The organism is Actinoplanes sp. NPDC000266, from assembly GCF_042899005.1.
Lineage (GTDB): Bacteria > Actinomycetota > Actinomycetes > Mycobacteriales > Micromonosporaceae > Actinoplanes.
Genome location: NZ_JBIAZI010000003.1, coordinates 718,303 through 743,969 on the forward strand (window position 1 = coordinate 718,303; position 25,667 = coordinate 743,969).

Annotated in this window: 16 protein-coding genes; 5 read left to right on the top strand and 11 right to left on the bottom strand. The window is 72.5% G+C overall.

Translation table 11 applies throughout. The features are described from left to right. Positions 1-120: 120 nt before the first annotated feature. Positions 121-1,278, bottom strand: a complete 1,158-nt coding sequence (locus ACFY36_RS14820) for an AI-2E family transporter (protein WP_499746484.1) — start codon at positions 1,276-1,278, stop codon at positions 121-123. Positions 1,279-1,356: 78 nt separating this feature from the next. On the opposite strand from ACFY36_RS14820, the gene ACFY36_RS14825 reads away from it, so the two are divergent. Then, complete coding sequence (locus tag ACFY36_RS14825; protein WP_499746485.1) at positions 1,357-4,326, top strand: AfsR/SARP family transcriptional regulator; 2,970 nt, start codon at positions 1,357-1,359, stop codon at positions 4,324-4,326. A gap of 129 nt (positions 4,327-4,455) precedes the next feature. Here ACFY36_RS14825 and ACFY36_RS14830 read toward each other — a convergent pair whose 3' ends face one another. Further along, positions 4,456-5,166 carry a DivIVA domain-containing protein gene (locus ACFY36_RS14830; protein ID WP_499746486.1) on the bottom strand — a complete coding sequence of 237 codons (711 nt, stop codon included), beginning with the start codon at positions 5,164-5,166 and terminating at the stop codon, positions 4,456-4,458. 118 nt (positions 5,167-5,284) lie between these two features. Here ACFY36_RS14830 and ACFY36_RS14835 point away from each other — a divergent pair, with 118 nt between their 5' ends. Beyond that, positions 5,285-5,647, top strand: a complete 363-nt coding sequence (locus ACFY36_RS14835; RefSeq protein ID WP_498686620.1) for an MmcQ/YjbR family DNA-binding protein — start codon at positions 5,285-5,287, stop codon at positions 5,645-5,647. Here ACFY36_RS14835 and ACFY36_RS14840 read toward each other — a convergent pair. From ACFY36_RS14840 to ACFY36_RS14860, 5 genes are read right to left on the bottom strand one after another with little or no spacing between them, the layout of a single operon-like run. Next, positions 5,644-7,149, bottom strand: a complete 1,506-nt coding sequence (locus ACFY36_RS14840) for a flavin monoamine oxidase family protein (RefSeq protein ID WP_499746487.1) — start codon at positions 7,147-7,149, stop codon at positions 5,644-5,646. The genes ACFY36_RS14835 and ACFY36_RS14840 overlap by 4 nt on opposite strands. Positions 7,150-7,172: 23 nt before the next feature. Next, entirely contained in the window at positions 7,173-7,946 is a 774-nt protein-coding gene (locus ACFY36_RS14845) for an ABC transporter permease (protein ID WP_499746488.1), read from the bottom strand. After that, the gene (locus tag ACFY36_RS14850; protein ID WP_499746489.1) at positions 7,943-8,860 is read right to left on the bottom strand and encodes an ATP-binding cassette domain-containing protein; all 918 of its coding nucleotides are present in this window, start codon (positions 8,858-8,860) and stop codon (positions 7,943-7,945) included. The genes ACFY36_RS14845 and ACFY36_RS14850 overlap by 4 nt, the downstream gene beginning before the upstream one ends. 55 nt (positions 8,861-8,915) lie before the next feature. Continuing rightward, positions 8,916-9,638: a hypothetical protein gene (locus tag ACFY36_RS14855; RefSeq protein ID WP_499746490.1), complete on the bottom strand. Its 723-nt coding sequence runs from the start codon at positions 9,636-9,638 to the stop codon at positions 8,916-8,918. 22 nt (positions 9,639-9,660) lie between these two features. After that, positions 9,661-12,900: a hypothetical protein gene (locus tag ACFY36_RS14860; RefSeq protein WP_499746491.1), complete on the bottom strand. Its 3,240-nt coding sequence runs from the start codon at positions 12,898-12,900 to the stop codon at positions 9,661-9,663. Positions 12,901-13,018: 118 nt separating this feature from the next. Here ACFY36_RS14860 and ACFY36_RS14865 point away from each other — a divergent pair, with 118 nt between their 5' ends. Next, positions 13,019-13,705 carry a S1 family peptidase gene (locus ACFY36_RS14865; protein WP_498686629.1) on the top strand — a complete coding sequence of 229 codons (687 nt, stop codon included), beginning with the start codon at positions 13,019-13,021 and terminating at the stop codon, positions 13,703-13,705. Between the two features lie 45 nt (positions 13,706-13,750). Here the strand turns inward: ACFY36_RS14865 and ACFY36_RS14870 are convergent, their stop codons facing one another. Both ACFY36_RS14870 and ACFY36_RS14875 read right to left on the bottom strand, forming a co-directional pair. Further along, on the bottom strand, positions 13,751-14,296 hold the full coding sequence (locus ACFY36_RS14870; RefSeq protein WP_499746492.1) for a peptidase inhibitor family I36 protein: 546 nt from the start codon (positions 14,294-14,296) through the stop codon (positions 13,751-13,753). A gap of 47 nt (positions 14,297-14,343) precedes the next feature. Continuing rightward, positions 14,344-17,076: an AfsR/SARP family transcriptional regulator gene (locus tag ACFY36_RS14875; protein ID WP_499746493.1), complete on the bottom strand. Its 2,733-nt coding sequence runs from the start codon at positions 17,074-17,076 to the stop codon at positions 14,344-14,346. Between the two features lie 89 nt (positions 17,077-17,165). Between ACFY36_RS14875 and ACFY36_RS14880 the strand changes: the two genes are divergently transcribed. Both ACFY36_RS14880 and ACFY36_RS14885 read left to right on the top strand, forming a co-directional pair. After that, entirely contained in the window at positions 17,166-20,396 is a 3,231-nt protein-coding gene (locus ACFY36_RS14880; protein WP_499746494.1) for a GDSL-type esterase/lipase family protein, read from the top strand. A gap of 307 nt (positions 20,397-20,703) precedes the next feature. After that, complete coding sequence (locus ACFY36_RS14885; protein WP_499746495.1) at positions 20,704-21,777, top strand: LCP family protein; 1,074 nt, start codon at positions 20,704-20,706, stop codon at positions 21,775-21,777. 4 nt (positions 21,778-21,781) lie between these two features. Here the strand turns inward: ACFY36_RS14885 and ACFY36_RS14890 are convergent, their stop codons facing one another. Both ACFY36_RS14890 and ACFY36_RS14895 read right to left on the bottom strand, forming a co-directional pair. Further along, positions 21,782-23,641 carry a hydantoinase B/oxoprolinase family protein gene (locus tag ACFY36_RS14890; protein ID WP_499746496.1) on the bottom strand — a complete coding sequence of 620 codons (1,860 nt, stop codon included), beginning with the start codon at positions 23,639-23,641 and terminating at the stop codon, positions 21,782-21,784. Between the two features lie 3 nt (positions 23,642-23,644). Further along, positions 23,645-25,663, bottom strand: coding sequence for a hydantoinase/oxoprolinase family protein (locus tag ACFY36_RS14895; RefSeq protein WP_499746497.1), 2,019 nt, complete (start codon positions 25,661-25,663; stop codon positions 23,645-23,647). Positions 25,664-25,667 lie beyond the last annotated feature (4 nt).

The window sequence follows — 25,667 nt, forward strand, 5'->3', positions numbered from 1 at the left end:
GGCAGCCCCCCGGGCGGGGGCCGCGGCTGGGGGGGGCCCCCCACCCGCGCCCACACCGGGCCGTGCGCGCCAATTGCGTCACGGGGGGGGCGCGCCCCCCCCCCCCCCACCCCTTGGTGGTCAGGCTGCCGGGTTCGGTTCCGGCTTCCCCGGTTGTACGGGGTCATCAGGCAATTCAGGCTCAGGTTCGGGCTCCGTGGACGGCGTGGGTGGATGGTCGCTCAACTGCTCGCGGATGTACGCCCACACGACCGCGATCACCGCCGCCACCGGCACGGCCAGCAGGCTGCCGACGATGCCGGCCAGGCTGCTGCCGAGTGTCACCACCAGCAGGATCACCGCCGCGTGCAGGCCCAGGCCCCGGCTCTGCACGATCGGCTGGAAGACGTTGCCCTCGAGCTGCTGCACGGCCAGGATGATGGCCAGCACGATCAGCGCGTCGGTCAGCCCGTTCGACACCAGCGCGATCAGCACGGCCACAAATCCGGCGAAGACCGCGCCCACGATCGGCACGAAGGCCGACACGAACGTCAGCACGGCCAGCGGCAGCACCAGCGGCACGCCGACCGCCCACAGGCCCAGGCCGATGAAGACCGCGTCGAGCAGGCCCACGAACGCCTGCGACCGGACGAAGGCGCCGAGCGTGTCCCACCCGCGCTGGGCGACCACCGGGATGTCCACCGACAGGCGGCCGGGCAGCTGACGGGACAGCCACGGCAGGAACTTCGGGCCGTCCTTGAGGAAGAAGAACATCAGGAAGAGCGCCAGCACTGTCGTGACCACGCCGTTGACGACCGTGGTGACCGTGCCCAGGGTGACGTTCACGATGCTGCCGGCCCGGCTCTGGATCTGGGCGATGGCCGCGTCGAAGGCCTGGGTGATGTCGTCGTCGCCGATGTTCAGCGGCGGGCCGGACGCCCAGTCACGCAGCCGCTGGATGCCGTCGACCACCCCGTCCGCGAGATCACCGGACTGGCTGGCCACCGGCACCGCGATGAGCACGATGATGCCGGCCGCGACGGCCAGGAACAGGATGGTCACCACGGCCGCGGCCAGGGCCGGCGGGAAGTGGAGGCGGTTGCGCAGCAGCCGGGTGACGGGCCAGGTCAGCGTGGTCAGCAGCAGCGCCACCACGATCGGCCAGATCACCGACCAGGCCCTGCCGAGCAGCCACAGGGCGACGTACGACGCCGCCAGCACGAGCAACGTCTGCGCCGACAGCAGCGCGCTCGTCCGCAGCGCGGACCGGGCTCTGTCGGCATTCAGCTTGGCAGGCATGCCGATCACCTTAGAGTTACGGGCTCACCGCCGCCCGGTGGCCCGGAGAATCGTCGCCGACCGGCGACAATAGACGCCATGCGATACGGGATTCTCGGCCCGACCATGGCCGAGCGCGACGACGGCACGCCGGTGCGCACCGGCGGGGCCCGCCTGCGTGCCCTGCTCGCGCTGCTCCTGCTCGAGGCCGGCCGTCCCGTGCCGGTCGAGCGCCTGATCGACGGCCTGTGGGGCGACGATCCCCCGGCGGGAGCGCTCAACGCCGTACAGTCCAATATCTCCCGGCTTCGCCAGGACCTGCCGATCGAGTACGACGGCGCCGGTTACCGCCTGAACGTCGATCCGGACGAGGTGGACGCCCACCGCTTCGAGCGCCTGGCCGCCGAGGGCCGCCGGGCGCTGGCCGGCGGCGAGCCCGCCCGCGCGGCCGGCCTGCTGCGTGAGGCTCTGGGCCTGTGGCGGGGCGACACCCCGGCCGACGTGCGGGGACCGGCCGCCGACCGCCTCACGGAGTCGCGCCGCCGGGCGGTCGAGGACCGCGTCGAGGCCGACCCGTCCCCCGCCGACGAGCACGAGCTGCGCGCCCTGATCGACGCCGATCCCCTGCGCGAGCGGTCCTGGGCGCTGCTGATGCGGGTGCTGACGCTCACCGGCCGCGGCGCCGAGGCGCTGGCCACGTACGAGAAGGCCCGCCACATGCTGGCCGACGAGCTGGGCACCGACCCGTCTGAGGAGCTGAGGGCGGCTCACCTCCGGGTCCTGCGGGGCAGTCCGCGCCGCGCCCTGCCGGCCCAGCTCACCGCCTTCGTCGGGCGCCAGGAGGAGCTGGCCGACGTCGGCCGGGCGCTGCGCCGCGCCCGCCTGGTCACCCTGCTGGGCCCGGGCGGCGCAGGCAAGACCCGGCTGGCCGTCGAGGCCGCCGGCCGCACGGCGGGCGAGGCCTGCTTCGTCGAGCTGGCCGCCACCACCGGGGCCGACGTGGCCCACACCCTGCTCGACGCCCTGGGCCTGCGCGACACGGGCCTGCGCGCGCGGGACGGGTCGGGGCAGCCTCCGGTCGACCGGCTGGTGGCCGCGCTGGCCACCCGCGAGATCCTGCTCGTACTGGACAACTGCGAGCACGTCATCGAGGCAACGGCCACACTCGCCGCCCGTCTCCTCGCCGACTGCCCCGGGGTGCGCGTGCTGGCCACCAGCCGTGAACCGCTGGGCCTGAGCGGCGAGGCACTCTGCCCCGTCTCAGGTCTGGCACCGGACGCGGCCGTACGTCTGTTCATGGACCGGGCCGGTGATGTGGTCCCCGGCTTCCGCGCCGACCCGCCCGATGTGGAGCGGATCTGCCGTACGCTCGACGGCCTCCCCCTCGCCATCGAGCTGGCCGCGGCCCGGCTCGCGGTGCTGCCTTTGGACGAGCTGGCCCGGCGGGTCGGCGACCGTTTCGCCGTGCTGTCGCGGGGCAGCCGCACGGCCGCCGAGCGGCACCGCACGCTGCGGGCGGTCGTGGCCTGGAGCTGGGACCTGCTCACCGAGCCGGAGCGCCTGCTGGCCCGCCGGCTCACCGTCTTCCGGGGCGGTTGGACCCTGGAGGCCGCCGAAAGTGTCTGCGGTCTCGGCGGCGCCACCCTCGACCTGCTGCACGATTTGGTCGCCAAGTCTCTCGTGGAGCGCGAGGGCGCCCGCTACCGCATGCTGGAGACCATTCGCGCCTTCTGCGCCGAGCAGGTGACCGAGACCGGCCTGCCCCAGGCCCACGCCGCGTACTTCCTGGACCTGGCCCGGACCGCCGACGCCCACCTGCGCGGCGCCGACCAGCTGATCTGGCTGGCCCGGCTCGACGCCGACCGCGACAACCTGCACGCCGCCCTGCGCCACGGCTCCCCCGAGACCGCGTTGCGCCTGGTCGCGGCCCTCACGTTCTACTGGTGGCTGCGCGGCTCCCGCGGCGAGGCGGCCGCGATGTCGGCCGAGCTCCTGGAGAAGATCGGCCCCGAGCCACCCGAGGGCCTCACCGAGGAGTACGTCCTCGGCACCCTCAACGCGGAGCTGACCGGCGCCCGCCCACCGAGCGGCCGTTCGCAGCGCTACCTGGCCGAGCTGACCGCGCCCCCGCGCCAGCCGTTCCTGCTCTACCTCTCGGCCATCACGGCCGGCCCGCCGCCCGAGGCCACCGGCCGGGTCACCGAGCTGCACCGCGAGCTGAGCCGCCGCCTGATCGGCGATCCGTGGAGCCGGGCCCTGGCCGCGATCGGCGGCGGCTGGATGCACATGCTGTTCGAACCGGCCCTCCCGGCCGCACCCGACATCACCGGCGAGCCGCACATCCCGGCCGCCCCCGACATCACCGGCGAGCCGCACATCCCGGGCGAGCCGCACATCCCGGGCGAGCCGCACATCGCGGTCGAGCCCAGCGCCGCGGGCAAGCTCAAGCGCCGCCTGACCGGTGAGGAGGACTTCGCGGCGGCCGAGGGCGAGTTCCTGGGCGCGCTGGAGGGCTTCCGCGAGCTGGGCGACCGCTGGGGCATGATGCTGGCCCACTCGGGCCTGGCCGAGCTCGCCGCCTGGCGCGGGGACCACGCGGCCGCGCTGGCGCCGATGGACGCCGCGATGCGGCTCGCGGCCGAGCTCGGCTCGGTGCTCGACGAGGCGGAGGTGCTCCGCAGCCGGGCCGAGTCGCTGATCCTGGCCGGCGACTTCGACGGCGCGGCGGCCGACTTCGAACGCTCGGCCGACCGGGCCCGCGCCTGCGGCGCCCCCGAGCTGGTCGCCGCCGCCCGGCTCGGCCTGGGCCGCATCGCGCTGAACCGGGGCGACCACGCGGCCGCCCGGCGGCTCTGCGAGACGGCCCTGCGCGAGTGCCCGGCCGGCTGGTACACGGCCGACGGCGTCCGCGTGTCCATCCTGGTCACGCTGGGCCGGGTCGCGGCCGCCGCCGGTGACGACACCGAGGCCGAGCACTGGTTCCGCCAGGTCGCCACGGTCGCCGCCGGCCCCGACGGCCTCCGGGCCATGGCCGACGCCCAGGCCGGCCTGAACGCCCTGGGCCGCTGAACGAGGCCGCTGTCCCGAACAAGGCCGCCGCCGCTCACGCCGCAACCGAGGCCGCCGGCCGGAACTGGCGACGCCGCCGGGCCAGGCCGATGACCGGAGTCGCCGCGCCAGGCCGTGGTGGATGAAGCGTCAGTCGAGGTCGCGGCCGGCGCCGTTGGAGACGCTGTCGAGCTCCTGGAGCTGCTGCTGGACGTGCTGGCCGAGGGCCTGCTGGTAGGTGCGGGCCAGCTGTCCCAGCCGGTCGATCTCGTCGAGCAGGGCGTCGCGCTTCTCGTCGATGCTGGCCAGGGCGTCGCTGTGGTTACGGCGGGCGTCGGCCTCGATGTTGTCGGCGGCCAGCAGCGCGTCGCCGGTGATCTGCTCGGACTGCGTGCGGGCGCCGCCCAGCAGCGAGTCGGCCTCCTGCTGCGCGTCGCGCATGTGGTCGTCCGCCGTGCGCTGGGCCATCATCAGCACCGCCGAGAGACGGTCGTCCTTCTCGGCCGGCGGCGGCGTGGCCGGGCGCTCGGTGCGGGCGCGCTCGAGCTGCGACTGCACGCTGCGCGCGTTCTGCTCGGCGCGGGCCCGGGCCTCCTGCATGCGGCCGAGCTGGGTGGTCAGGGCCTGCAGCTCGGCCTCCATGGCGCGGTTGCCGGCCGACGGGCCGGACGGGCCGGGGCCCATGCCTCCGCCGTTGCGCTGCGCCTGGTCGGCCAGGGCGCGGTTCTCCTCGATGAGGCGGATGAGCTCCTGCTCGACCTCGTCGAGGAACGCGTCGACGTCCTCCTCGTCGTACCCCCGCTTGCCGATCGCAGGCTTCTTGAACGCCATGTTGTGGATGTCGGCTGGAGTGAGTGGCATCGTTTCCCTCGGATCCCTGCGGCAAGACCGTGCGGGGACGAATCCTACGCATGAACTTTGGGAGACTGTCGGCGGTGGCACGTTGTTGTGTCATCTCGGACAGAAAGGAATCCCTGTCGTGGCGACCGCCGACGATGTACGCCGCTTGGCGCTCTCCCTGCCGCACGTCGTCGAGATCGACAGTGACGGCTTCGACTTCCGGGTGGCGAACAAGGGCTTCGTCTGGTCGTACCCGGAGCGGGAACCGGGAAAGTCACGCGTGATCCGCACGGATGTGGCGGTCCTCTACGTGGGTGACGAGGCCGAGAAACAAGCCCTTCTTCTGGGTGAACCCGACCTGTTCTTCACGACCCCGGGCTACGACGGCTTTCCATTGGTGATGCTCCGGCTACCGATTGTTGATGTGGCGCGGCTCACTGAACTCGTGACCGACGCTTGGCGCATGCGCGCGCCGTCCGAGATCGAGTCGGAGCTGGGTTAGGCGCGGGCGTGCAGGGCGGTGACGGCCGCCCGCGCCGAGACGAAGGCGCCGTGCTGCCACGCGACCGTCTGGCTGAGCCAGTCCCCGGCGAAATGGACCCGGCCGGCGGGCTCACGCAGCAGCGAGAAGGCCGGGCTGCCGTACGGCGGCGCGGCCCAGGCGCCTTCCAGGTGGGGGACGCGGCTCCAGCTCACCGAGAAGGACGAGACCAACTCCGTACGGTAATTCGCGCCGTGGATCTTCTCGCCGAGGGAGACGGCTCGCGCCGCGCGGTCGGGAGGGGCCATTCCGGCGTACGTCTCCGCGTCCGGCCCGAAGTTGTAGTAGCCGACCAGCACGCCGCGCGGCGCGTGGAAGCCGGACGACGGATACCAGACCTGCCGCAGGTCGAGGTCGGTGTCGGTGGCTCCGCCGTAGATGCCCAGATCGGTCTCCCACCAGCGGCGCCGGTACTCCAGCCCGATCTTGCCGGCGGCGAACGGGGTGAACGCGCCCAGCGCCGTCGCCACGTCGTCACCCAGGTTGTGCGGCAGTCGGGCCATGAGGTGCGGCGGCAGCGTGGCCACGCAGTAGTCGGCCGTGATCGTCCGGTCGCGGCCGTCCTGCCGGTAGCGGACCTCGACCGCGTCGGGCCGGTCGACGACCGAGGTGACCTCGGCGCCGAGCCGGATCCGGTCCGGGCCGATCGCGCGGGCCAAGGCCATCGGAATGCGGTCCATCCCGCCGACCGGCTGGAACATCGGCATGGCCTGGTCGAAGGCGAGATCGAAGCCGAGGTACGGCCCGGCGCCGCCCCGCAGCACCTCGGCCAGCGAGGCCGGGCCGTCGAGCGGGACCCCGCCGTCCACGCCGGGATAGGTGGCGAAGCCGCGGTCGGGGCCGCCCTGATATTCGCCGTCGTCGGTGAGCCGCCCGAAGTCGCGGAGGAACTCCAGCAGCTGGTCGCGACCGCCGCCGGCCAGTTCGGCGTCGAGTCCGCCTCGGCGGGTGACCCGGGTGAGCAGCTGGGAGACGTACCCGTAAAGGTCGGCCCGGGCCGTGCGGAAGCGGACCGGAGCGCCGCCGGCGCTGCTGTGGATGAAGGCGTCCGCGTTGGAGTTGACGAAGACCTCGACGGGCACGCCCAGCTCACGGCAATAGTCGAGAGTGACCATCCACGGTGCGATGCGCGCCGCGCCGGCGTTGAAATACGAGCCGTACGCGAAGGAAGCTCGTTGGGTGTGCCCGTCGAGGTCGGTCTCGATGTCGCCGTCGCGGATGGTCAGCACCCGGCCGCCGGGTTTGGACCGGGCCTCCAGGACGGTGCAGCGGTGACCGGCTTTGCCCAGCTCGTAGGCGCTGGTGAGCCCGGCGATACCGCCGCCGAGGACCACCACCGACCGGGCGCCGCGACCGGTCCGCGCCGGCGGCGTGTAGGCCGAACCCTCGGCGGCGGCCAGCGCCGCCAGCAGGGCGCCCGCCCCGCCGGCCTGGAGCAGGCGCCGCCTGGTCAGTCCGTCCACCCGGCCAGTGTGTCGGGCCGCCGCTACCGGCTCAAGCGCCGGTAACTCCGTACGGCCAGAGGCCCGAAGATCGCGATCAGCGCGAGCGGCCACAGGATCGCGAGCAGGATCGCGTGGTTCGCGGCCCAGGAGTCACCGCCGACGCCCGGGTTGCCGAAGAGCTCGCGGCAGGCGGCCACGGTCGCTGACAGGGGATTCCACGCGCTGATCGCGCCGAGCCAGCCCGGCATGAGCTCCGGGGCGACGTAGATGTTGGAGAGCGCGGTCAGCGGGAACGCGAACGGGAAGACGATCAGCGAGACGGTGTCCGGGTTGGGTACCACGGTTCCTAGATAGACGCCGACGCAGCTGAGCGCGAGCCGCAGCAGCAGGAGCAGCCCGACGGCGGCCAGCGCGAGTCCGGCGCCGCGATGCCACTGCCAGCCCACGAGCAGGCCGCAGACGACCAGCACGGCCATCTCCATCAGGGCACGGGTCAGGTCGGCGGCGCCGCGCCCGATCATCAGCGCGGACCGGGCGGCCGGCATCGACCGGAAACGGTCGACCACACCCTTGCCGATGTCGGTGGAGATCGCGATGGCGGTGGCGCCGAGGCCGTACAGCTGCGTCATGGCGAAGACGCCGGGAAGAAGGAACTCGCGGTAGGTGTCGCCGCCGACCGCCATGCCGGACCCGAACACGTAGCCGAAGACCAGCACGAACATGATCGGTAACGTGAAGAAGATGACGATCTGCTCGGGCGCCCGGGCCACGTGCCGCATGTAGCGGCCGGTCATCACCCATCCGTCGGCGATCATCGGGTCCCTCCGGTCAGCTGGATGAACGCCTCGTCCAGCGTGGGCCGCCGAATGCCGATGTCGTCGACCGCGATGCCCGCTTCGCCGAGCTTTCGCAGGGCACCTGTCAGGGCGGCCACGCGGTCGTCGACCGCGATGCGAACGCGCCGGGTGTCGGCATCTGTTTCCGACGCCCCCAGAAGCTGGGCGGCATTGCCGACTTGTCCGGCGTCGTGCACCACCACTTCGAGCCGGTCGGCCCCCTTCACCTCGTCCGGAGTCCCCTCGGCGATGACCCGCCCGGCGTCCACCACCGAGATCCGGTCGGCCAGCTGATCCGCCTCGTCCAGGTATTGCGTGGTCAGCAGCACCGTCGTGCCCTCGGCGACCAGTTTGCGCACGGCGCCCCAGACCCGCGTGCGGCTGACCGGGTCGAGCCCGGTCGTCGGCTCGTCCAGGAAGAGCACCTCCGGCCGCCGGATCAGGCTGGCGGCCAGGTCGAGCCGCCGCCGCATCCCGCCCGAATATTCGGCCGCCGACCGCCCGGCCGCGTCGGCCAGCCCGAACTCACCCAGCAGCTCATCGGCCCGCCGCCGGGCTTCGCGCCGCCCGAGATGACTCAGCCGCCCGAACATCACCAGGTTCTGCCACCCGCTGAGCACCTCGTCGACCGCCGCGTACTGCCCGGTCAGCGAGATCCGCTCCCGCACCAGCCCCGGTTCCCGCACGACATCCGCCCCCGCCACGAGGGCCCGCCCCGCGTCGAAACGCACCAGCGTCGACAGCACCCGCACGGCCGTCGTCTTCCCGGCGCCGTTGGGCCCGAGCAGCCCGCAAACGGTCCCCGCCGCGACTTCAAGCCCGAAACCATCCAAGGCCCGGTTCTTCCGGTACGTCTTCAGCAGCCCTTCGGCCACAATCGCCAAACCCGTCATGCGACGAGCGTCGCCACCCCCGCTGACGGATCGCGCACGAGCCGCTGACGGCCGGTCAGGCGCCGGTCAGCAGCCCCCGGAGGCGGAGCCACTCCGCTTCGGTGCCGATGTCCGCGCGGTGAACGGCGTGCCCGCTGTAGTACTGGATGGCCTGCCCGAGAAAAGCGGCGTCGGCCCCGGCCACCGGAACGCCGTGGCGGCCGAGGGGCCAGAGCCCGCGCCGCCGGACGAGCTCCGGCCGCGCGTAGGCGAGGGCGAGACGGGAGGGCCGCACATCGGCGACGGCGGGCAGCGCGTCCCACGGCACGAAGAGGCTCCCGAAGAGCTGACGCCCGGCGATCCCGTCGGGCCGCAGCCGAACGCCGGGCGACCGCCACACCACCCCGGCACAAAAGGTCAGCACGGACACTGCCAGGAGGATCGTGAGCACCTGGAACGACCGGTCCGGGGCATGAGCGTGCAGCGAGTGGATCCCGCTGCCGACCCAGGCGCTGCCCACGGCGACCATTCCCGGCGTCAGAGCGAGGAGGGAAAGGTCACCACCCGTCTCGAAAGCCGGCACACCGGGCCGGGCGAACAACACTTTCGGCCGGGGAAGGGCATACGCGGCAACGCTGAGAACTATCGAGACAAGCACGACCCCGCCGACCAGGGGAACGGGCGAAAACCCCAGATCGTCACCGACATTGACCAGCGCACCGGCCGCGCCGACAGCGACAGTCACCGCCACCACGAGAAAACGCCGGCGCTCGACCAACGACGCGATCTTGAGCAGCATCCGAGCAGGTTACACCGCCGTTTCAGCGCATCTGGACGGCGTAGGCCGCCTCCCGGACCTCCGGGGACGGGTGGTTTCGAAGAGTGAAGAGCAGTTGCTGCCACGGGCCGGTCCAGCGGAGGACCCGGTCGCGGAGCATGGCGACCGCGAACAAACCGGCCGGCAGGTCGCCCCGGGAGGCCAGGTGGGAGGCGATGTCGCGGAGAGGCTCGGGGTCGCGGGCGGCCAGGGCCCGGGTGTGCAGCACCTCGGCGGCCGCGACCGCGGCTACCGGGCGGGTGGCGCACAGGCCGGCCAGCTCGTCCAGGGCGGTCAAGGGCAGCAGGGCGGCCAGCATGGTGAGGCCCGTGGTGGCGTAGCCGGGCTGGGCCGTGAGCCGGCGGGCCGCGTTCGCCAGGGGTGTGCGGTCGGCTCCGCCGGGGGCGTCGCGGGACCAGGTGGCGGCCGCCTCGGCCAGCACTTCGACGCGGCGGCGGGCGGGACGATCCGTGCCCACCCGGCCCGGGTCGTGGTCGGCTTCGTCCTGGGCGACCAGATTCGCCATGACCGCGTGGGTCGCCTCCTCGCCGAGCAGCGGCAGCAGGCCCGCCGCGTCCGGGAGGGCGACCCGCTGGCCGAGGTCGGTGAGGCGGGCCGCGACCAGATCCCGTACGCCCTCGGCCCAGCGCGCCCACGACGGCAGCACGCCGAACGCCTCCCGGACGCCGGCCCGGCACATCTCGACGATCAGGCCCGCATAGCGCCGGCGATGCCGCTCAGCCACCGCCGCCGGGTCCACGGCCAGCACCGCACGGCGTTCCGCCCGGTTGGCGGCGGCCGCGCCGGCCGGCTGCCCCGCGGACGGCGACCTGGAGGCGGCCGTATCGAGGATCTCCCAGCTCGCGGAGACCTCGAGGCGCCGGCCGGCGGCGGCCACGATCGCGGCGCGGACATCGCGGTGGGTGCCGGGGCGGAGGTACGCCGCCAGGAGCGCCGCCATCACGCTCGGCGGGCCGTACCGGCCGAGAACGCGGGCCGTCTCCTTGCGGCTGGTGACCTTGACCTCGGCCGTGAGCAGGCCGCCGAGCAGAGCCGGCAGGCGGGACGGCTCGACGTACGCGGCCGCCCGCGCGGCCGCGTACATGGCGACCCGGGCCCGGTCGCCGGCCGCGTACTCCAGCAGCTCGGACAGCGCCTCGCCCGGGCGGTCGGTCCAGATCAGCGCACCCAGCGCCGCCTCGGCGACGACCACCCCGGACGCGCCGATGTGGCGGCGCACCAGGTCGCGGCCGGGACCGGGCACGCGGGCGGCGACCTTCACCGCGGAGGCCCGGATCGGCACGCTCTCGTCCCGGTCGTCGATCACGGCTTCGAGGGTCTCGGTGAAGCGTTCGCGCTGGCGGGGCAGCCACCGGTCGGCGTGCCGGGGCGGGCCGGGCACCCAGCGCCGGCCGTCCTCGATCATCCGGCCGCGGACGGGCCCGCGCAGCACCCGGTCGATCAGGTCGGTCCGGGACGTGGCGATGACGTTCCACACCTCGGGGACGGCCACCATCGACGGGTCGGCGTCGAGCACCGCCGCGACACGCTCCGCGCGACGGCGGGGATCGTCCAGCCACGACGTGGCCGCCCGGCGCGCCACCGGTTCGGAGGTGCCGGGGCCGATCGCGCGGTGGAGCAGCTCCTGAAGCCCGGGAACGTTCCAGGCGCGCCGGCCGAGGGCGGCCGTGAGCCCGAACAGCGGCCCGTAGTCACCGCGGTCCATGGCCGCGACGACCCAGCCGCCGAGGCGTTCGAAGACCATGGCCTCCTGATCGAAGCGCGGCAGCACCGGCACCGGCGACGCACCGGCGACCCGGTCGATCGTGTGCAGGGCCCATTCGCGCAGTTCCGGCACGTCGACGTGGTGCTCAAGGACGCCGGCGGCGAGGGACGCCAGCGCGCTCAGGGTCTCCCGGGAGGCGTCCCGGGCCTCGACGGCGCCGGTGGTCAGCCGGGTCAGCCCGGGCGCGGTGGCCGGGGTGAGCAGCCGGGCCACGCCGGTCAGGGCGCTCAGCGCCGCCGCCCGCACCGGGTCCTGCTCGTTGCGCAGCCGCCCGAGCCGGTCCACCAGCTCGGCCACCACCCGCGGGTCCCGCGAGCGCCGCGCCGCCGCCCCGAGCAGCCGGTACGCCCGTGCCCGTTCCTCGGCCACGCCCGAACGCAGACCAGCCTCCAGTGCGGCCGACGCCTCTGGCCACGCGAGGTAGGCGCTCCAGGTCAGCACATGCGACTCACGAGATCGAATCGTGGGAAGCCCGAGGACACGGGTCGCCTCGCGGACCCGCGGGCCGGCCGGTAACAACTCCATCACCGAGTGGGCGAGCAGCGTCCCCGAGCCGGCCGAGGCGCGCTCGAAGAGGCCACCACGGCGGGCCGGCGGAAGACAGCGAAGCAGCGCGGCGAAGGCTCGCGGGGTGTCGCGCAGGGCGACGGCCACAGGCAGAAGCTCGTCGTCGGACAGGACGGCCAGCGCGCGGAACAATGCGCGGGGCAGCCACCGGCCGGCCCGGTCCGAGAGCCGGCCGGGCACGGTGAGCAGCCGGGCGACGCGCGCCGGGTCGTGCGCCGCGAGCACACCCGAGCCCGGGGTCCAGCGGATCGGCGCATACCTCTCGGCCAGGTCGAGGAAGCCGGCCGGATCGCAGAGATCCTCGAGCACCGCCACATGACGGTTCCACAGTTCGTCCCGATGCTCGGGCGCCGCCGCCGCGAGCCTCTCCCCCGCCCGGTCCAGCACCGGTCCGGGGTGCCGCCTCGCGAGGGTGGCCGGGCTGATCGCGTCCTCGAGGTCCGGGAGCAGACGCCGTACGACCGCGGCACTGCACGCGGGCAGGACGGCCGCCGCCTCCCGGTCGCCCCAATAGGGCCGAACCTCGGCGATCAGCGCATCCGCGGTCGCGGTCAGGCGCCGCTGCCGCACCGTCCTGTAGACCCGCCGCCGCTCGGCCGCCGGCAGATCCACCACGCTGTCGAGCCGGCCCGCGCGCAGGGCCGCGACGATCGCCTCGGCCCGGATCGACGGCTGCGGGTCACCCATCGCCGCCACGATGGCGTCCTCATCCCGTACGACCAAAGCCGCCACCAGCGCGAGATGCCGCTCATAGCTCTCGCCCCCACCCAGCTCGGCACAGACCTCGGCCCGATCGGGAGCGCTGCGGGCCCACGCGGCCAGGCGCTTCATCCGCACGCCGTGCGGCAGCGGTTCGAGCGAGGTCAGCAGATCCTGCGTCGCGGTCAGCACGTGATCATTGTCCCGCGCGGGTCATCACACGAAGTTATGTGGCAAGTGAGTGGTAACGGCGGGGGCCCGGCGCACGTACGGTACTTCGACAGCCGTCTATCGATGGAAGGAGTCCGGCGTGCGCATCCGCATCGTCGTCGCTTCGCTTGCCACCGCCCTCACCGGTGCCCTGGCCGTTCCGTCCGCCGCCGCCGCGGCGGTCGAGGATCCCTCAACGAACATCATCGGCGGCGGGACGGTCTCGTCCGCGCCGTGGGCCGCCGCCGTGCTCAGCAACGGCAGCTTCACCTGCTCGGGCACGATCATCTCGGCGAACTACGTGCTCACCGCGCGGCACTGCATCAGCGGCACGATGTCGGTACGGGTCGGCAGCGTCAACCGGACCTCCGGCGGCACCACCCGCGCCGTGAGCAGCACGGCCACCCGTTACGACCTGGCCCTCATGCGCCTGGCCAGCCCGATCACGACGTCGTACATGCCGCTGTCCAGCGCGTACCCGCCGGTCGGCTCGACCAACAGCATCTACGGCTGGGGCATGACCTGCTACAGCGGATGCAGCGCGTCGACCACGCTGAAGACCGCGACGGTCCAGGTCACCTCGACCAACCAGACCGACGCGTACGGCGGACGGGCGATCGGAAGCACGCGCATCAACGGCAACGCCTGGCGCGGTGACTCGGGCGGCCCGCAGGTCTACAACGGCGCCCAGGTGGGCGTGGCCTCGACCGCCGACGGCACGAGCCGCCAGTACTACGGCAGCGTCGCCTACAACCGCGCCTGGATCACCTCGACGGCCGGCGTCTGACACCGAGCGGAGGCGAGCCCCCGGGCTCGCCTCCGCTCCGGGCGGCTACGTGGCCTTGACGCTGGTCGGGAAGAGGGTGGTGCACCAGGCCGCCGAGCAGGTCCTGCTGCTGTTTCTGGTGATCAGGATCTGCTCACCGCCGCAGTTCACCCAGTTGTTCAGGAAGGCGGCCCGGTCCCCGCTGGTGTTCTGCCACGAGACGGTCTTGTTGTTGTAGGCCGAGGACAGGTTCCAGCAGTGCGCGACCCCGTTGGCCGAGCCGACATAGATGTCGTTCAGGTTGAGGGCCCACATGGTGCCGGCCAGGTACTCATCCTCGAAAAGGCAGAGGTACACATTAGGGGGACAGACACCGGCCGCCCTCCGCACACCGGCGACGCTCTTGCTGACTCCGGACTCGACCTTCTGCATGGTGACGAGGTCGCCTGAGGGCAGGAGCTGGAGCCATTGACCGCCGACCGGGGTCATCGCTTCGTTCAGTTGCATCGGGCGCGCCGCGCTGAGCGGGGCGGCCTGGGCCAGAGGGGTTCCGACGGCGAAGGCGAGCACGAACGCCACAACTGCGGCGAGCACTCGGAGAAAACGGGTCATGGAGACCTTTCCGTGAAGATCGGTCGCCCCAGGGCATCGATGCTAGGTCATCTCCTTTGTGGAGGGAAGAGCCTCGCCCGCAGGGCGGCCGCGTCCGGATGGCCGAGGTCGGTGAGGATCTTCCAGGCGTGCTCCCACGCGGCGCGGGCGGCCTCGGGGGCGCCGGCGGACTCGTGGGCGTCGCCGAGTTTGGCCGTCGTGTCGGCCTCCTGGTAGCGGTCGCCCAGGTCGTGGAAGATGGCGACGGCGTGCTGGTAGCAGTCGAGGGCGTCACGGTGGCGGCCCAGGTGGTGGGCGGCGTAGCCGAGGCTGTCCCAGGTGTGCGCCTGGCCGTATCGGTCGCCCAGCTCCTCCAGCAGAGCCAGCGCGCGGCGGCATGACACCACCGAGTCCTCGTAGTCGCCGAGCAGGGCTTGATACCAGCCGACCGAGTTCAGGGCGTTGGCCTGGCCGACACGGTGACCCGCCGCCTCGAACAGCTCCAGGGACCGGCGGGCGTGCGGGAGCGCGAGGCCGGGCCGGTCCCGGCGATCGTGCAGGGCGGCCAGGCTGTTGTGGGCGAACGCCTGACCGACGACGTCGCCGCAGGCGATGCTCGTCTCCAGCGCCGTGCGAAGCCCCGCCTCGCCCTCGTCGAAACGGTTCAGGCCGAGGTGGGCGACGGCGAGATTCCGGTACGCCCGGGCCAGCGCCACCGCGTCGGAGCCACGTCCGGCGGCGGCGACCGCGAGGCGCCCCACGGCCTCCAGGTCGTGCCAGTGTCCCCGCCAGTCGAGAAACGTCACCATGCTGAGCGCCAGCTGCCAGATCCCGGCGTCGGAGCCGGGCATCGCGATCGCCGCCAGCAGCGAGGTCCGCTCGGCGGCGAACCAGTCCATGGCCTGCTGATAGGTGGCCGGCGGTTCCAGCGTGACCCCGGCCGCCGGCTCGCCCAGGTCGAGCGGGTCCTGCGCCGGGTCGAGCAGCATGGTCGCGGCCCATGCGGTGTGCCGGTAGTGATCCATCAGCCGCGCCGCCGCGCCGCCGGAGTGGCCGAGCCCGGTGGCGTAGGCGCGCAGCAGGTCGTGAAAGGAGTAGCGGCCCGGTGACGGCTCGGTGAGCATGCTGGCCTGGACCAGCTCGGCCAGATCGCGCCGGGTCCCGGGCAGCGGCCGGCCGCCGGCGCTCGCCGCCGCGACGGCCGAGAGGTCCGGGCCCGGAAGCGGGCCGAGCAGGCGGAACAGCCGGGCCGCGGAAGGGCTCAGCGCCGCGTAGGACCAGGAGAACACCGTTTCGACCCGGGTGGCGGTGTCGCCCGCGTCGAGCGCGCCGAGCCGGGCCCCGGCCAGCTCATCGGCCGATGTCGCCAGGGAGAGCCCGTGGTGACGGGCGCGGGCGGCGACGATGGCCAGGGCGAGGGGCAGACCGGCGCAGGCGGCGACGATCGCGGCCGCGGCGGCCGGTTCGGCGGCGATCCGGCCGGGGCCGAGGCGGTGGGCGAGCAGCTCGCGGGCCTCGGCGACGGGGAGGGCGGACAGCCCGATCGGCTGCGCGCCGTGTGTGACCAGCAGCGGCGTCAGGTGGTTGCGGCTGGTCACCAGGGTCAGGACGGTCGGGGACGCGGGCAGCAGGGGCCGGACGTGGCCGGCGTCGCGGGCGTTGTCGAGCAGGATCAGGACCCGTTTGCCCGCGAGCAGGCTGCGATAGAGGCCGGCTTGCGCCTCCGATGTGGAGGGGGTCCGCTCGGGCGGCACGCCGAGCGCGAAGAGGAATTCGCGGAGGGCCTCGCCGGGATCGAGCACCTGGCCGCCGGCGTCGAACCCGCGCAGGTTCACGTAGAGGCAGCCGTCCGGGAACCGGTGCGCGGCCCGGTGCGCCCAGTGCACCGCGAGAGAGGTCTTGCCGACCCCGGCCGGCCCGGAGATCGCGGCGATCACCGCCGGGCCGCCATCGCCGAGCACGCGGTCGAGTTCGGCCAGGGCCGCCGCCCGCCCGGCAAAGCCGGCGACCGACGCCGGCAGTTGCGCGGGCACGACCCCGGCGCGAGCGGGCGGGGCGGCCGAGGGAGTGGGCGACGAGCCGCGCAACAGGTCCATGTGCAGCGCCTGTAATTCGGGGCCAGGATCGACACCGAGCTCCTCCCCCAGGCGGTGGCGGAACCCGGCGTAGCGTTCGAGGGCCTCGGCGGATCGCCCGGCGCCGTGCAGGGCCCGGATCAGCTCCGTGATCAGCGGCTCGGCCAGGGGATGGTCGCCGGCCAGTTCGGACAGACGGCGGATCACCTCGCCCGTGTCGCCGACCGCGAGCTCGGCCCGGGCCCAGGCCAGCATCAGATCGAGGCGCTCCTGCCGCCAGCTCTGGCGCATCCGGTCGGCCCAGGGACCGGCGATCCCGGTCAGCGGCTCCCCGCGCCACAGCCCGGCCGCCTCGCGCAGCAGTTCCGCCCGCTCGCCGGCGCCGAGGCCGTCGCGGCGGCCCCGGTCGCGCAGCCCGCGCATCCGGTGCAGGTCGACGAGCCCCGGCGGCGCGTCGAGAAGGTAGCCGCCGGCCCGGCGGCGCAGCGCGATCCGCGCCTCGTCGAGGACCCGGCGGACCCGGGTCACGTGGGCGTGCAGCGAGCGGCGGGCCGTCGCCGGCGGCGTGTCGCCCCAGAGGCGGTCGATCAGGGTCTCGGTGGTGACCACGCGGCCGGTGTCGGCGGCCAGGACGGCGAGGACGGCGCGCTGACGGGGCTGCCCTGCCTCCAGGCGCCGGCCGTCCACCCACAGCTCGACCGGGCCCAACAGCCGGAACTCGATCACGCGGCTCCCCCGGAGACATCGAGCCACAACAATCCCACAACAGCGGGCGGCGAGGCTACCCGCAGGTATTCACGGGACGGGGGCTGGGGATGCGCTGGTGGCACACGACGATGGCGGTGCTGCTCGCGCTGAGCGGTGCGGTGGTGGTGGAGACGGCCACCACCGCACCGACGGCGGCGGCAAAGGCGGCGAAGGCCGGGCACGGCACCATGGAGATCGGGCTCGCGCTGACGCCCGGCCGCCGGCAGGCCGAGGTGACGCTGCGCCCGCTCGTGGCCCGGCCCGCCGGTGAGATCCGCCTGACCGCCTACCGCGGTGACAAGGAACTGGCCCGTGTCGCCCGGCCGCTCGAGGCACTGAGGGCCGGGCGGGCCGTACGGGTCCTGTTCACCATCCCGGCCACCGGCGCCGGGGACTTCGGCCTGGTCGCCCAGCCACTGCCCGGCGCCGACACCGGGTTCCTGGCCGTCCGGCCGTACAAGAACGCTCTGATCTCCGCCGGCTCCTACGGCCTTCTCGACGACGCCGCCCTGACCGCCGATCGCGACGACGGGCGCCTGACCGCAACCGAGTTCGAGGCGCGGCGCGCCCGCCTGCACCAGGCCCCCGGCAGCACCGGCACACAGCGGGCCTCGCTCGCCGCCGCCACCACGGTCACGGGCTCGATCAGTTACCGCGACCTGGCCAACCTCCAGCGACCGATCCGCGGCGCCCGGGTTCAGCTGGTCGCCGCCACCGGCCAGGAGCACGGCACCACCTACGCGTCCGACGGCGGCGCCTTCTCGTTCAGCTCAGCCACCCTGACCACCGGCGACTACCGCATCCGGGTCACCGCGGTCGGCACCTTCGGCGAGGTCGACACGACCGGCGGCGCCGACAACTACGTGGCCTACAGCGCCGTCTTCCCGGTCACCGCCGGCGCCACGGTCAGCGGCATCACCGTCAACGTGGACTACTTCTCGGTGACCGGCCGCGCCTTCGCGCTCTTCGACGCGCTGCGGACGGTCGGCGGCTTCTACCAGAGCGTCCGCAAGTCGTCGTGGCAGCCGGCGCTCGTCGTCTTCTATCCGTCCGGCCAGGCCAACTCGTTCGCGCAGGCCGGGAACATCTGGATGAGCGGCGGCGACACCATGTGCGACGGCGACTACTGCGGCGAGGACGCCTTCGACTGGGACGTGCTGGCCCACGAGTCCGGTCACATCGTCGCCACCCAGGCCGGGCTGAACGGGCCCGACGACGGCGGCGATCACGACATCTGCGCCAATGCCTGGGGCCAGGAGGGCCGCGGCAAGGCCGCCGGCCTCGACCTGGCCTGGTCGGAGGGGTGGGCCACCTTCTACGGGCTGGCCGCGCTGGCCAGCGTGCCGCTGCCGCCCGTGCCGAACGCCGGCGGCCTCGTCTACGACGACCGGCCGGGACCGCCGCACAACACCCCCGGCACGGTCGACTACAACATCGAGACCAACGACCCGTCCGGCGAGTGCGCGCCCAAGGGCGACGACAGCGAACTGGCCGTGCAGCGCGCCCTCTGGGATCTCTTCGACACCATCGAGGACGACGTGAGCGGCGGCAAGGACACGGTGCAGTGGGGCCTGGCCGACATCCTGAACCGGCTCGACGCGGCCAACGCCACCAGGTTCGGCGCGGCCTGGACGGCGATCACCGCGAGCCGCGGCCCGAGCGAGGTGCAGGCGGCCCGCCGGATCCTGGAGACACACGGCATGGCGCCGCGGGGTCTCCAGCCGCGCGACAGCATCAGCAACGCCCTGGTGCCGTTCCGGTGGACCGCGAGCGGCATCCCCGGCCACCTCAACAACAGCTTCACGCTGCGGGTGCGCAGCGGATATACGGGCTCGGTCCTGTTCACCGTCACGACCTCCGCCACCAGCTACACGCCGACCGCGGCCCAGTGGAACCAGGTTCTGGCCGCCAAGTCGGTCGTCTACGACGTCTCCGGGAGCCAGACCACGGCGCCGGTCAGCGGGCCGTACCCGTCGGCCGAGGAATCCTTCATGATCGGCTCCGGCTCGCGGAAGATCATGGTGGTCGGCGACTCGATCAGCCAGGGCTTGGAGGGCGACTACACCTGGCGCTACCGGCTCTGGCAGCACCTGGCCACCGGCGGCGCGGCGGCCGACTTCGTGGGGCCGTACACCGGAACCACCCGCGTCCCCTCGGACCTGCCGGACGGCTTCCCGAACGTGCCGGCCCCGCCGGTCTTCAACGGCGCCTACCGCAACCACCTGACCTTCGACAGCGCCCACTTCGCCCAGTGGGGACGGCAGGCGCACCAGGCCATGGGCGACATCAAGGATCGGGTGGGCACCTATCAGCCCGACTATCTGCTGGTCGAGCTCGGCTTCAACGACCTCGGCTGGGGCGTGTCGAACCCGGACGGGCTCATCGGCGACATGAAGAACCTGATCGCCCAGGCCCGCGCGGCCAGGCCGGGCATCAGGGTGATCGTGGCCAACGTCGTGCGCCGGGAGCCGCTGGCCCAGCTGCCCCAGCTGGACTCGATCATCAACGAGTACAACGGCAAACTGCCGGCCGCGCTGGCCTCGGTGAGCACGGCCGCGTCGCCGGTCGCCCTGGCCGACATCGCGTCGAGCTACCAGTGGCAGTTCGACGCCTACGACGGGCTGCACCCGAACGGCTCGGGCGAACACAAGATCGCCAAGGCGTTCGCCAATGTGCTCTCCGGCACGTTCGGGGTCGGCGGCACGTTCACCGCCACCTCCGGCCCCGACCTGCTCAGCCCGGCCGCGCCGGCCTCCATCACGGCCACCGCGACCGGGACCGGCGTGCACGTGAGCTGGGCCCACAGCTTCGGCGCGGGCGGATACTGGTTCGAGCAGCGGATCAAGGACAGCGGCCAGGAGTGGCAGCGGCTGCCGCTGCCCATCCCGGGCGACGAGTGGGACACCGGCTGGCTGGTGCGCGGCTTCACGTACGAGTTCCGGGTGCTGCCCAACCGCGGCATCTCCACCGGCCCGGCGTCGCCGGTCGCCTCCGTCACGGCCAACCCGCTGACCGCGGACGGGCCGCCGAACATCACCACCTCGCCCGGCCCGGGCTCGCTGACGGTGTCGTGGAGCCCGGCGACCGGCCTCTACAGCGACACCGTCAGCGGCTATGTCGTCTATTACATGGACCGGACGGACCCGAACGCCTTCGTGGCCAGCGTCCGCACCGGCGGCCTGAGCGCGACCATCGGCGGGCTGACCGCCGGCCACAACTACGCCATCGCGGTGGCCTCGGTCAACGCGGCCGGGGCGGGCTCGCCGGCGGGCGGCCCGGAGATCAACGTGCCCCGGTGAGGACCGCTCGCTCTGCGCCCTCGCCAGGCTACGAATCGTCGATATTATGAATCCGAAAGTCGCCGCGGAATCACGCCGCGTCGAGAAGTGATCAAGCGGGTTGACTAACCGTTCGGGACCATATATCTGTTCTGTCTGGCGACGAGCGCGGCCTCACGGAGGCTATGGCCAAAAAGTGAGGAGTTCGACACCTATGCCGGGACAGGCCACGTTGGGGGAACGAGGGCAGCGGCAGCCGCAGGGCGGCTCCGGCGGCGGTAATAAAAAGAAACCGAGACGTCGCAAACTACCGTTATGGACCAAGTTGGTGACGGCGTTCGGCGCCGTTCTGCTCGTGGTCGGCGGCGGCGGCCTGGTCTCGGTGAAGTACTTTCTCAACCAGCTCACCAGCAACATCCAGACAACGTCCAGCGTTCTCGACTCGGCCGGCCTGAGCAACAAGGCGGTGGCCGCGGGCAAGATGCCCGAGGGCGCGATGAACATCCTCATGCTGGGCCTGGACACGCGGACCGGCTGGGAGGAGAAGGGCGAGCTGTCCCGCTCCGACACGATGATCATCCTGCACGTCACGGCCAAGCACGACCAGGCGTACATGATCTCGATCCCGCGCGACACGATCGTCGACATCCCGGCCGACGAGGAGCTCGGCTTCCGGGGCTCGACCGAGAAGATCAACGGCGCCTACGCGAACGGGTCGAAGGACGGCAAGGGCTGGCAGGGCGGCGCCAAGCTCGCCACCGAGACGGTGAACAAGCTGACCGGCATCGAGTTCGACGGCGTCGTGGTCATCGACTTCAGCGGCTTCAAGGGCATCCTCGAGGCCATGGGCGGCGTCTACATGTGCGTCGACAAGCGGATGTGGTCGAGCCACTACATCGTCGTCGACGGCAAGGTGAAATACGCCGAGGGCGCCGACCCGAAGTCCCCGCCGAAGAACGCGCTGTGGTTCGAGAAGGGCTGCCGCAACATGAAGCCGTGGGAGGCTCTCGAGTTCTCCCGCCTGCGGCACTCGGCCAACGGTGACTACGACCGCCAGCGTCACCAGCAGCAGCTCCTGCGGGCCATGATGAAGAAGGCGACCAGCAGCGGCGTCATCAGCAACCCGACCAAGGTCTCGAAGATCCTGGCCGCGGCCGGCACGTCGCTGAAGATGGACACCCACGGCGTCGCGGTCACCGACTTCATCTTCGGCATGAAGGGCCTCGCGGCCGGCGACCTGATCCCGATCAAGACCAACGGCGGCACGTTCGCCGCGGTCAGCGGCGGCGAGGGCGTCAACGAGGCCACCCGCGACCTGTTCAAGGCCACCGCCGAGGACAAGCTGCCGGCCTTCCTGGGCCGCCACCCGGAGATGCTGATCAGCGACCCGGCAACCTCGTAGAAAGCTATGTCCAGACGGGCCTCCGGGGAGCCGGCAGGCCCGTCTGCTCTTCGCAGCGGGCCAGAATCTCGTCGAGCGGCGGGCCCATGTCGAAGACCGGCAGCTCGCCCCGGTCGGCCACGCGCAGCTCCGCCGTCTCCGCCGCCACCACCTGCCCGGCCTCGTCGACCACCACGCCGTAGCGGCGGGCGCCCTCACGGGTCACCAGGCCGCGCCGCACCTCCTTGGCCACCAGCTCCGGGTCGCGGGCCAGCGGATCGCCCCAGCCGCCGCCACCCCAGGTGACGAAATGCAGCACGTCGCCCGGGCGCACCGGCACGTCGTGGCATTTGCTGGGCAGCACCTCGCGCTCCCCGCCGGCCCGGTCGATCCACTTGCGGCCGCGGGCGCCCGGCTCGCCGCCGTTGACGCCCCACGGATAGGTGAGCCAGCGGTCGTCGTGGATGGCGATCGTGCCCGGCTCCAGGAAGCGATAGGCGACGTCGACGCCGTTGCCGCCGCGGTGCAGGCCGGCCCCGCCGGTGTCGGCGACCGTCTCCCACTTCTCGATACGCAGCGGATAGTACGACTCGAGGAACTCGCAAGGGATGTTGACGAAGCTCGGCCACAGCGAATGCCCGTCCGGCCCGTCGCCCAGCGGCCGTCCCGGAATGCCGCCGAAACCGATCGAGTAGAGCTGGAACCATTCGCCTTTGCGGTCGCCCGAGGAATAGTTCCCGGAATACATGAAATGCGGCGACGACGAGAATCCGGCCGCGTTCAGCAAGGCCGGATTCGTCTGTCCCAACAGGCCACCGAACAGGTCGAACACCCGGCCGATGCCGTGGTTGCGGGCGTTCAGGGCGGCCGGGTGCTTCGGTTTCCAGTACGACCCGTCGGGAATCGTCACGTCGACCAGCGGGTAGAACCCGTCGTTCCACAGGATCTGCGGATCGGCCACCGTGATCATGTAGATGCCGAAGAACATCCGGGCCAGGTTCTCGTTCAGGTAATAGTTCACCGGGCCGATCGCCTGGGGCGACGAGCCGCTGAAATCGAGATGCACGCGGTCGCCGGTCCGGGTCAGGGACAGTTTCAGCTCGTACGGCCCGAAGCCCACCCCGTCGTCGCAGATGTAATCGGTGAACGAGAGGGTGCGCCCCTCGGAGAAGACGACGTGCAGCAGCGTCTTCATGGCGTCGTAATTGCGCTGGAGCAGAGCGTCCAGGGCCGAGAGATAGGTGGCCACACCGAACCGGGCACACATCTCCTGCACCCGCCGCGCGGCCGTCCGGCAGGCCGCGACCAGGCCGTTGAGGTCGGCCCGGTTCCAGTCGGGCACCCGCACCTGGTTGAGGATGATGCGCAGCGCGTCCTCGTTGAGCCGCCCGCCGTCGTACAGCTTGAAGGGCGGAATGACCACGCCCTCCTCATAGATCGTCCTGGCGTCGGTGGGCATCGAGGAGGGGGTCTTGCCGCCGACGTCGGACATGTGCCCGAACATCGAGGCCCACCCGACGACCCGCCCCTCCGCGTAGATCGGCAGGACGACCAGCCAGTCGTTGGCGTGGCTGATAGCCGCCCCACAGGCGTACGGGTCGGAGGTCAGCAGGACGTCGCCCTCGCCGATGTCCCCGGCGAAACCGGCCAGGAAGTCGGGGATGGACAGGCCGAACTGGCCGACCACCATGCGCCCGGCCGGGTCGGCGATCAGCGGGAACTCGTCGTGCTGCTCCCGGATGCCGGGCGACAGGGCCGTGCGGAACAGAACCTCGTCCATCTCGTAGCGGGCGTTGCGCAGCCCGTTCTCGACCAGGTCGAGGGTGACCGGGTCGACGCCGGCCTTCTCCACCGGTGAGGTGGACGTCTCGACGATACGTGCCACGGCTCAGCCCTCCAGGCTCTCGGCGGGACGGATCAGCAGGCTGCCGCTCGGGTCGGTGACCGCGGCGTGGCCGGGAAGGATCAGCGTGGTCGAGTCCATCTCGGTGACGATGGCCGGTCCGGCTATGACGTCGCCCGCCCGGAGCCTCAGCCGGTCGTAGAGGGCGGCGTCGACGAAGTCGCCGTCGACGTAGACGCGGGCCTGCCCGGTCCGGGCCGGGGACGGGTCGCCGTCGCCCTTCTCCAGATGGACCGGCGTGACGTGCGGCCGGGCGCCGGTGACCGTGGCCCGCGCGTTGACCAGCTCGTGGTCGACGTCGAGGGTGAAGGAGAACAGCCGGTCGTGCTCGGCGTCGAAGCGCGCGGCCAGCCCGTCCGGGCCGTCCCCGAGCTCCACGGTCACCGGCAGCTCGTTGCCCTGCCCGACGAAACGGACGTCCGCGGTGTAGGTCACGCCGGTGGCGGCGATCCGCTCGGAGGCGGCCGCGGCCAGCTCCTCGAAGATCGCGGTGAACTCGGCCGGTGTCATGTCACCCAGGCGGCGCAGCACGGTCCGGGCGGCCTCGTCACGGGCCGAGGTGGTGGCGTCGCCCAGGGCGCAGAGCACGCCCGGCGACGGCGGCACGATCACCGGCCAGGCGCCGGTCAGCCGGCCGAGCGCGTTCGCGTGCAGCGGACCGGCGCCGCCGAAGGCGACCAGGGCGAAGTCCCGTGGGTCGTAGCCCTGCTGCACGCTGACCAGGCGCAGGCCGCCGAGCATGTTCTCGTTGACGATGTCGACGATCCCGGCCGCCGCGGCCTCCGCGCTGGGCAGGCCCATGGCGTCGGCCACGGTCTGCACGGCGGCGCGGGCGGCCTCGCGGTCGAGCGTGATCTCGCCGCCGGCCAGGGCCGCCGGCAGATAGCCCAGCACCACGTTGGCGTCGGTCACGGTGGGCGCGTTTCCCCCTTTGCCGTACGCGGCCGGGCCCGGCTCCGCCCCGGCCGACTGGGGACCGACCCGCAGGGCCCTGGTCAGCTCGGGGACATGGGCGATCGACCCGCCCCCGGCGCCGACCGTGCGGACGTCGACGGCCGAGGCCCGTACGGTCAGATCTCCGACCTTGGTCTCCCGCCCGATCCGCGCCTGGCCCTCGCGGACCAGAGCCACATCGGTCGAGGTGCCACCCATGTCGAAGGTGAGAAGCTCCTTATGGCCGGACTGCTCGGCCACCCAGAGCGCGCCGGTGACGCCGCCGGCCGGTCCGGAGAGCAGCATCGTGACCGGCGCGGCCGTGGCCGCTCCGGCCGCCGTGAGGCCCCCGTCGCTGCGCAGAATGGACAGATCGGCGTTGATCTTGGCGGATAGATTCGCGACATACCGGGCCACTTGCGGCTGGACGTACGCGTTGGCCACCGCGGTCAGCGCGCGTTCGTACTCCCGCATTTCGGGCAAGACGACGCTGGACAGCGAGACCTCGACGCCGGGAATCTCCTCGGCGGCCAACTCAGCGAGCCGGCGCTCATGTGTGTCGTTGGCGAAGGAGTTGATCAGCGAGATGGCCAGCGCCTCGATGCCCTGATGTTTCAGCTTTCGGAGGGCGATGCGGGCTTCCTGCTCGTCCAGTTCGGTGATGACGGTGCCGTCGCTGGCGATGCGGCCCGGGATTTCGACCGTGTTCTCCAGCTCGGCCAGCGGCTCCGGCTTGGGCCAGATGATCCAGCCGGCCAGGCCGCCCGGCACGAACGAGCGGGCGATCTGGAGCACCTGGCGGAATCCCTCGGTGGTGACCAGCCCGACCGTGGCGCCCTTGCGCTCGAGGATCGCGTTGGTGGCCACCGTCGTGCCGTGCAGGACGTGCCGGATGACCGCCCGGTCCACGCCGGCCTCGGCGCAGACCTTGTCGAGGCCGTTCAGCACACCCACTGATTGATCGCTCGGCGTCGAGGCGGTCTTCGCCCGCCACGTCGAACCTGATTCCTCGTCGACCAGCAGCACATCGGTGAACGTGCCGCCCACATCTACGCCGAGCCGATAGGACATGGTC

Coding starts and splice junctions, on each gene's coding strand:
- ACFY36_RS14820 (WP_499746484.1), bottom strand. CDS start 1,278: ATGCCTGCCAAGCTGAATGCCGACAGAGCCCGGTCCGCGCTGCGGACG.
- ACFY36_RS14825 (WP_499746485.1), top strand. CDS start 1,357: ATGCGATACGGGATTCTCGGCCCGACCATGGCCGAGCGCGACGACGGC.
- ACFY36_RS14830 (WP_499746486.1), bottom strand. CDS start 5,166: ATGCCACTCACTCCAGCCGACATCCACAACATGGCGTTCAAGAAGCCT.
- ACFY36_RS14845 (WP_499746488.1), bottom strand. CDS start 7,946: ATGATCGCCGACGGATGGGTGATGACCGGCCGCTACATGCGGCACGTG.
- ACFY36_RS14850 (WP_499746489.1), bottom strand. CDS start 8,860: ATGACGGGTTTGGCGATTGTGGCCGAAGGGCTGCTGAAGACGTACCGG.
- ACFY36_RS14855 (WP_499746490.1), bottom strand. CDS start 9,638: ATGCTGCTCAAGATCGCGTCGTTGGTCGAGCGCCGGCGTTTTCTCGTG.
- ACFY36_RS14870 (WP_499746492.1), bottom strand. CDS start 14,296: ATGACCCGTTTTCTCCGAGTGCTCGCCGCAGTTGTGGCGTTCGTGCTC.
- ACFY36_RS14880 (WP_499746494.1), top strand. CDS start 17,166: ATGCGCTGGTGGCACACGACGATGGCGGTGCTGCTCGCGCTGAGCGGT.
- ACFY36_RS14895 (WP_499746497.1), bottom strand. CDS start 25,663: ATGTCCTATCGGCTCGGCGTAGATGTGGGCGGCACGTTCACCGATGTG.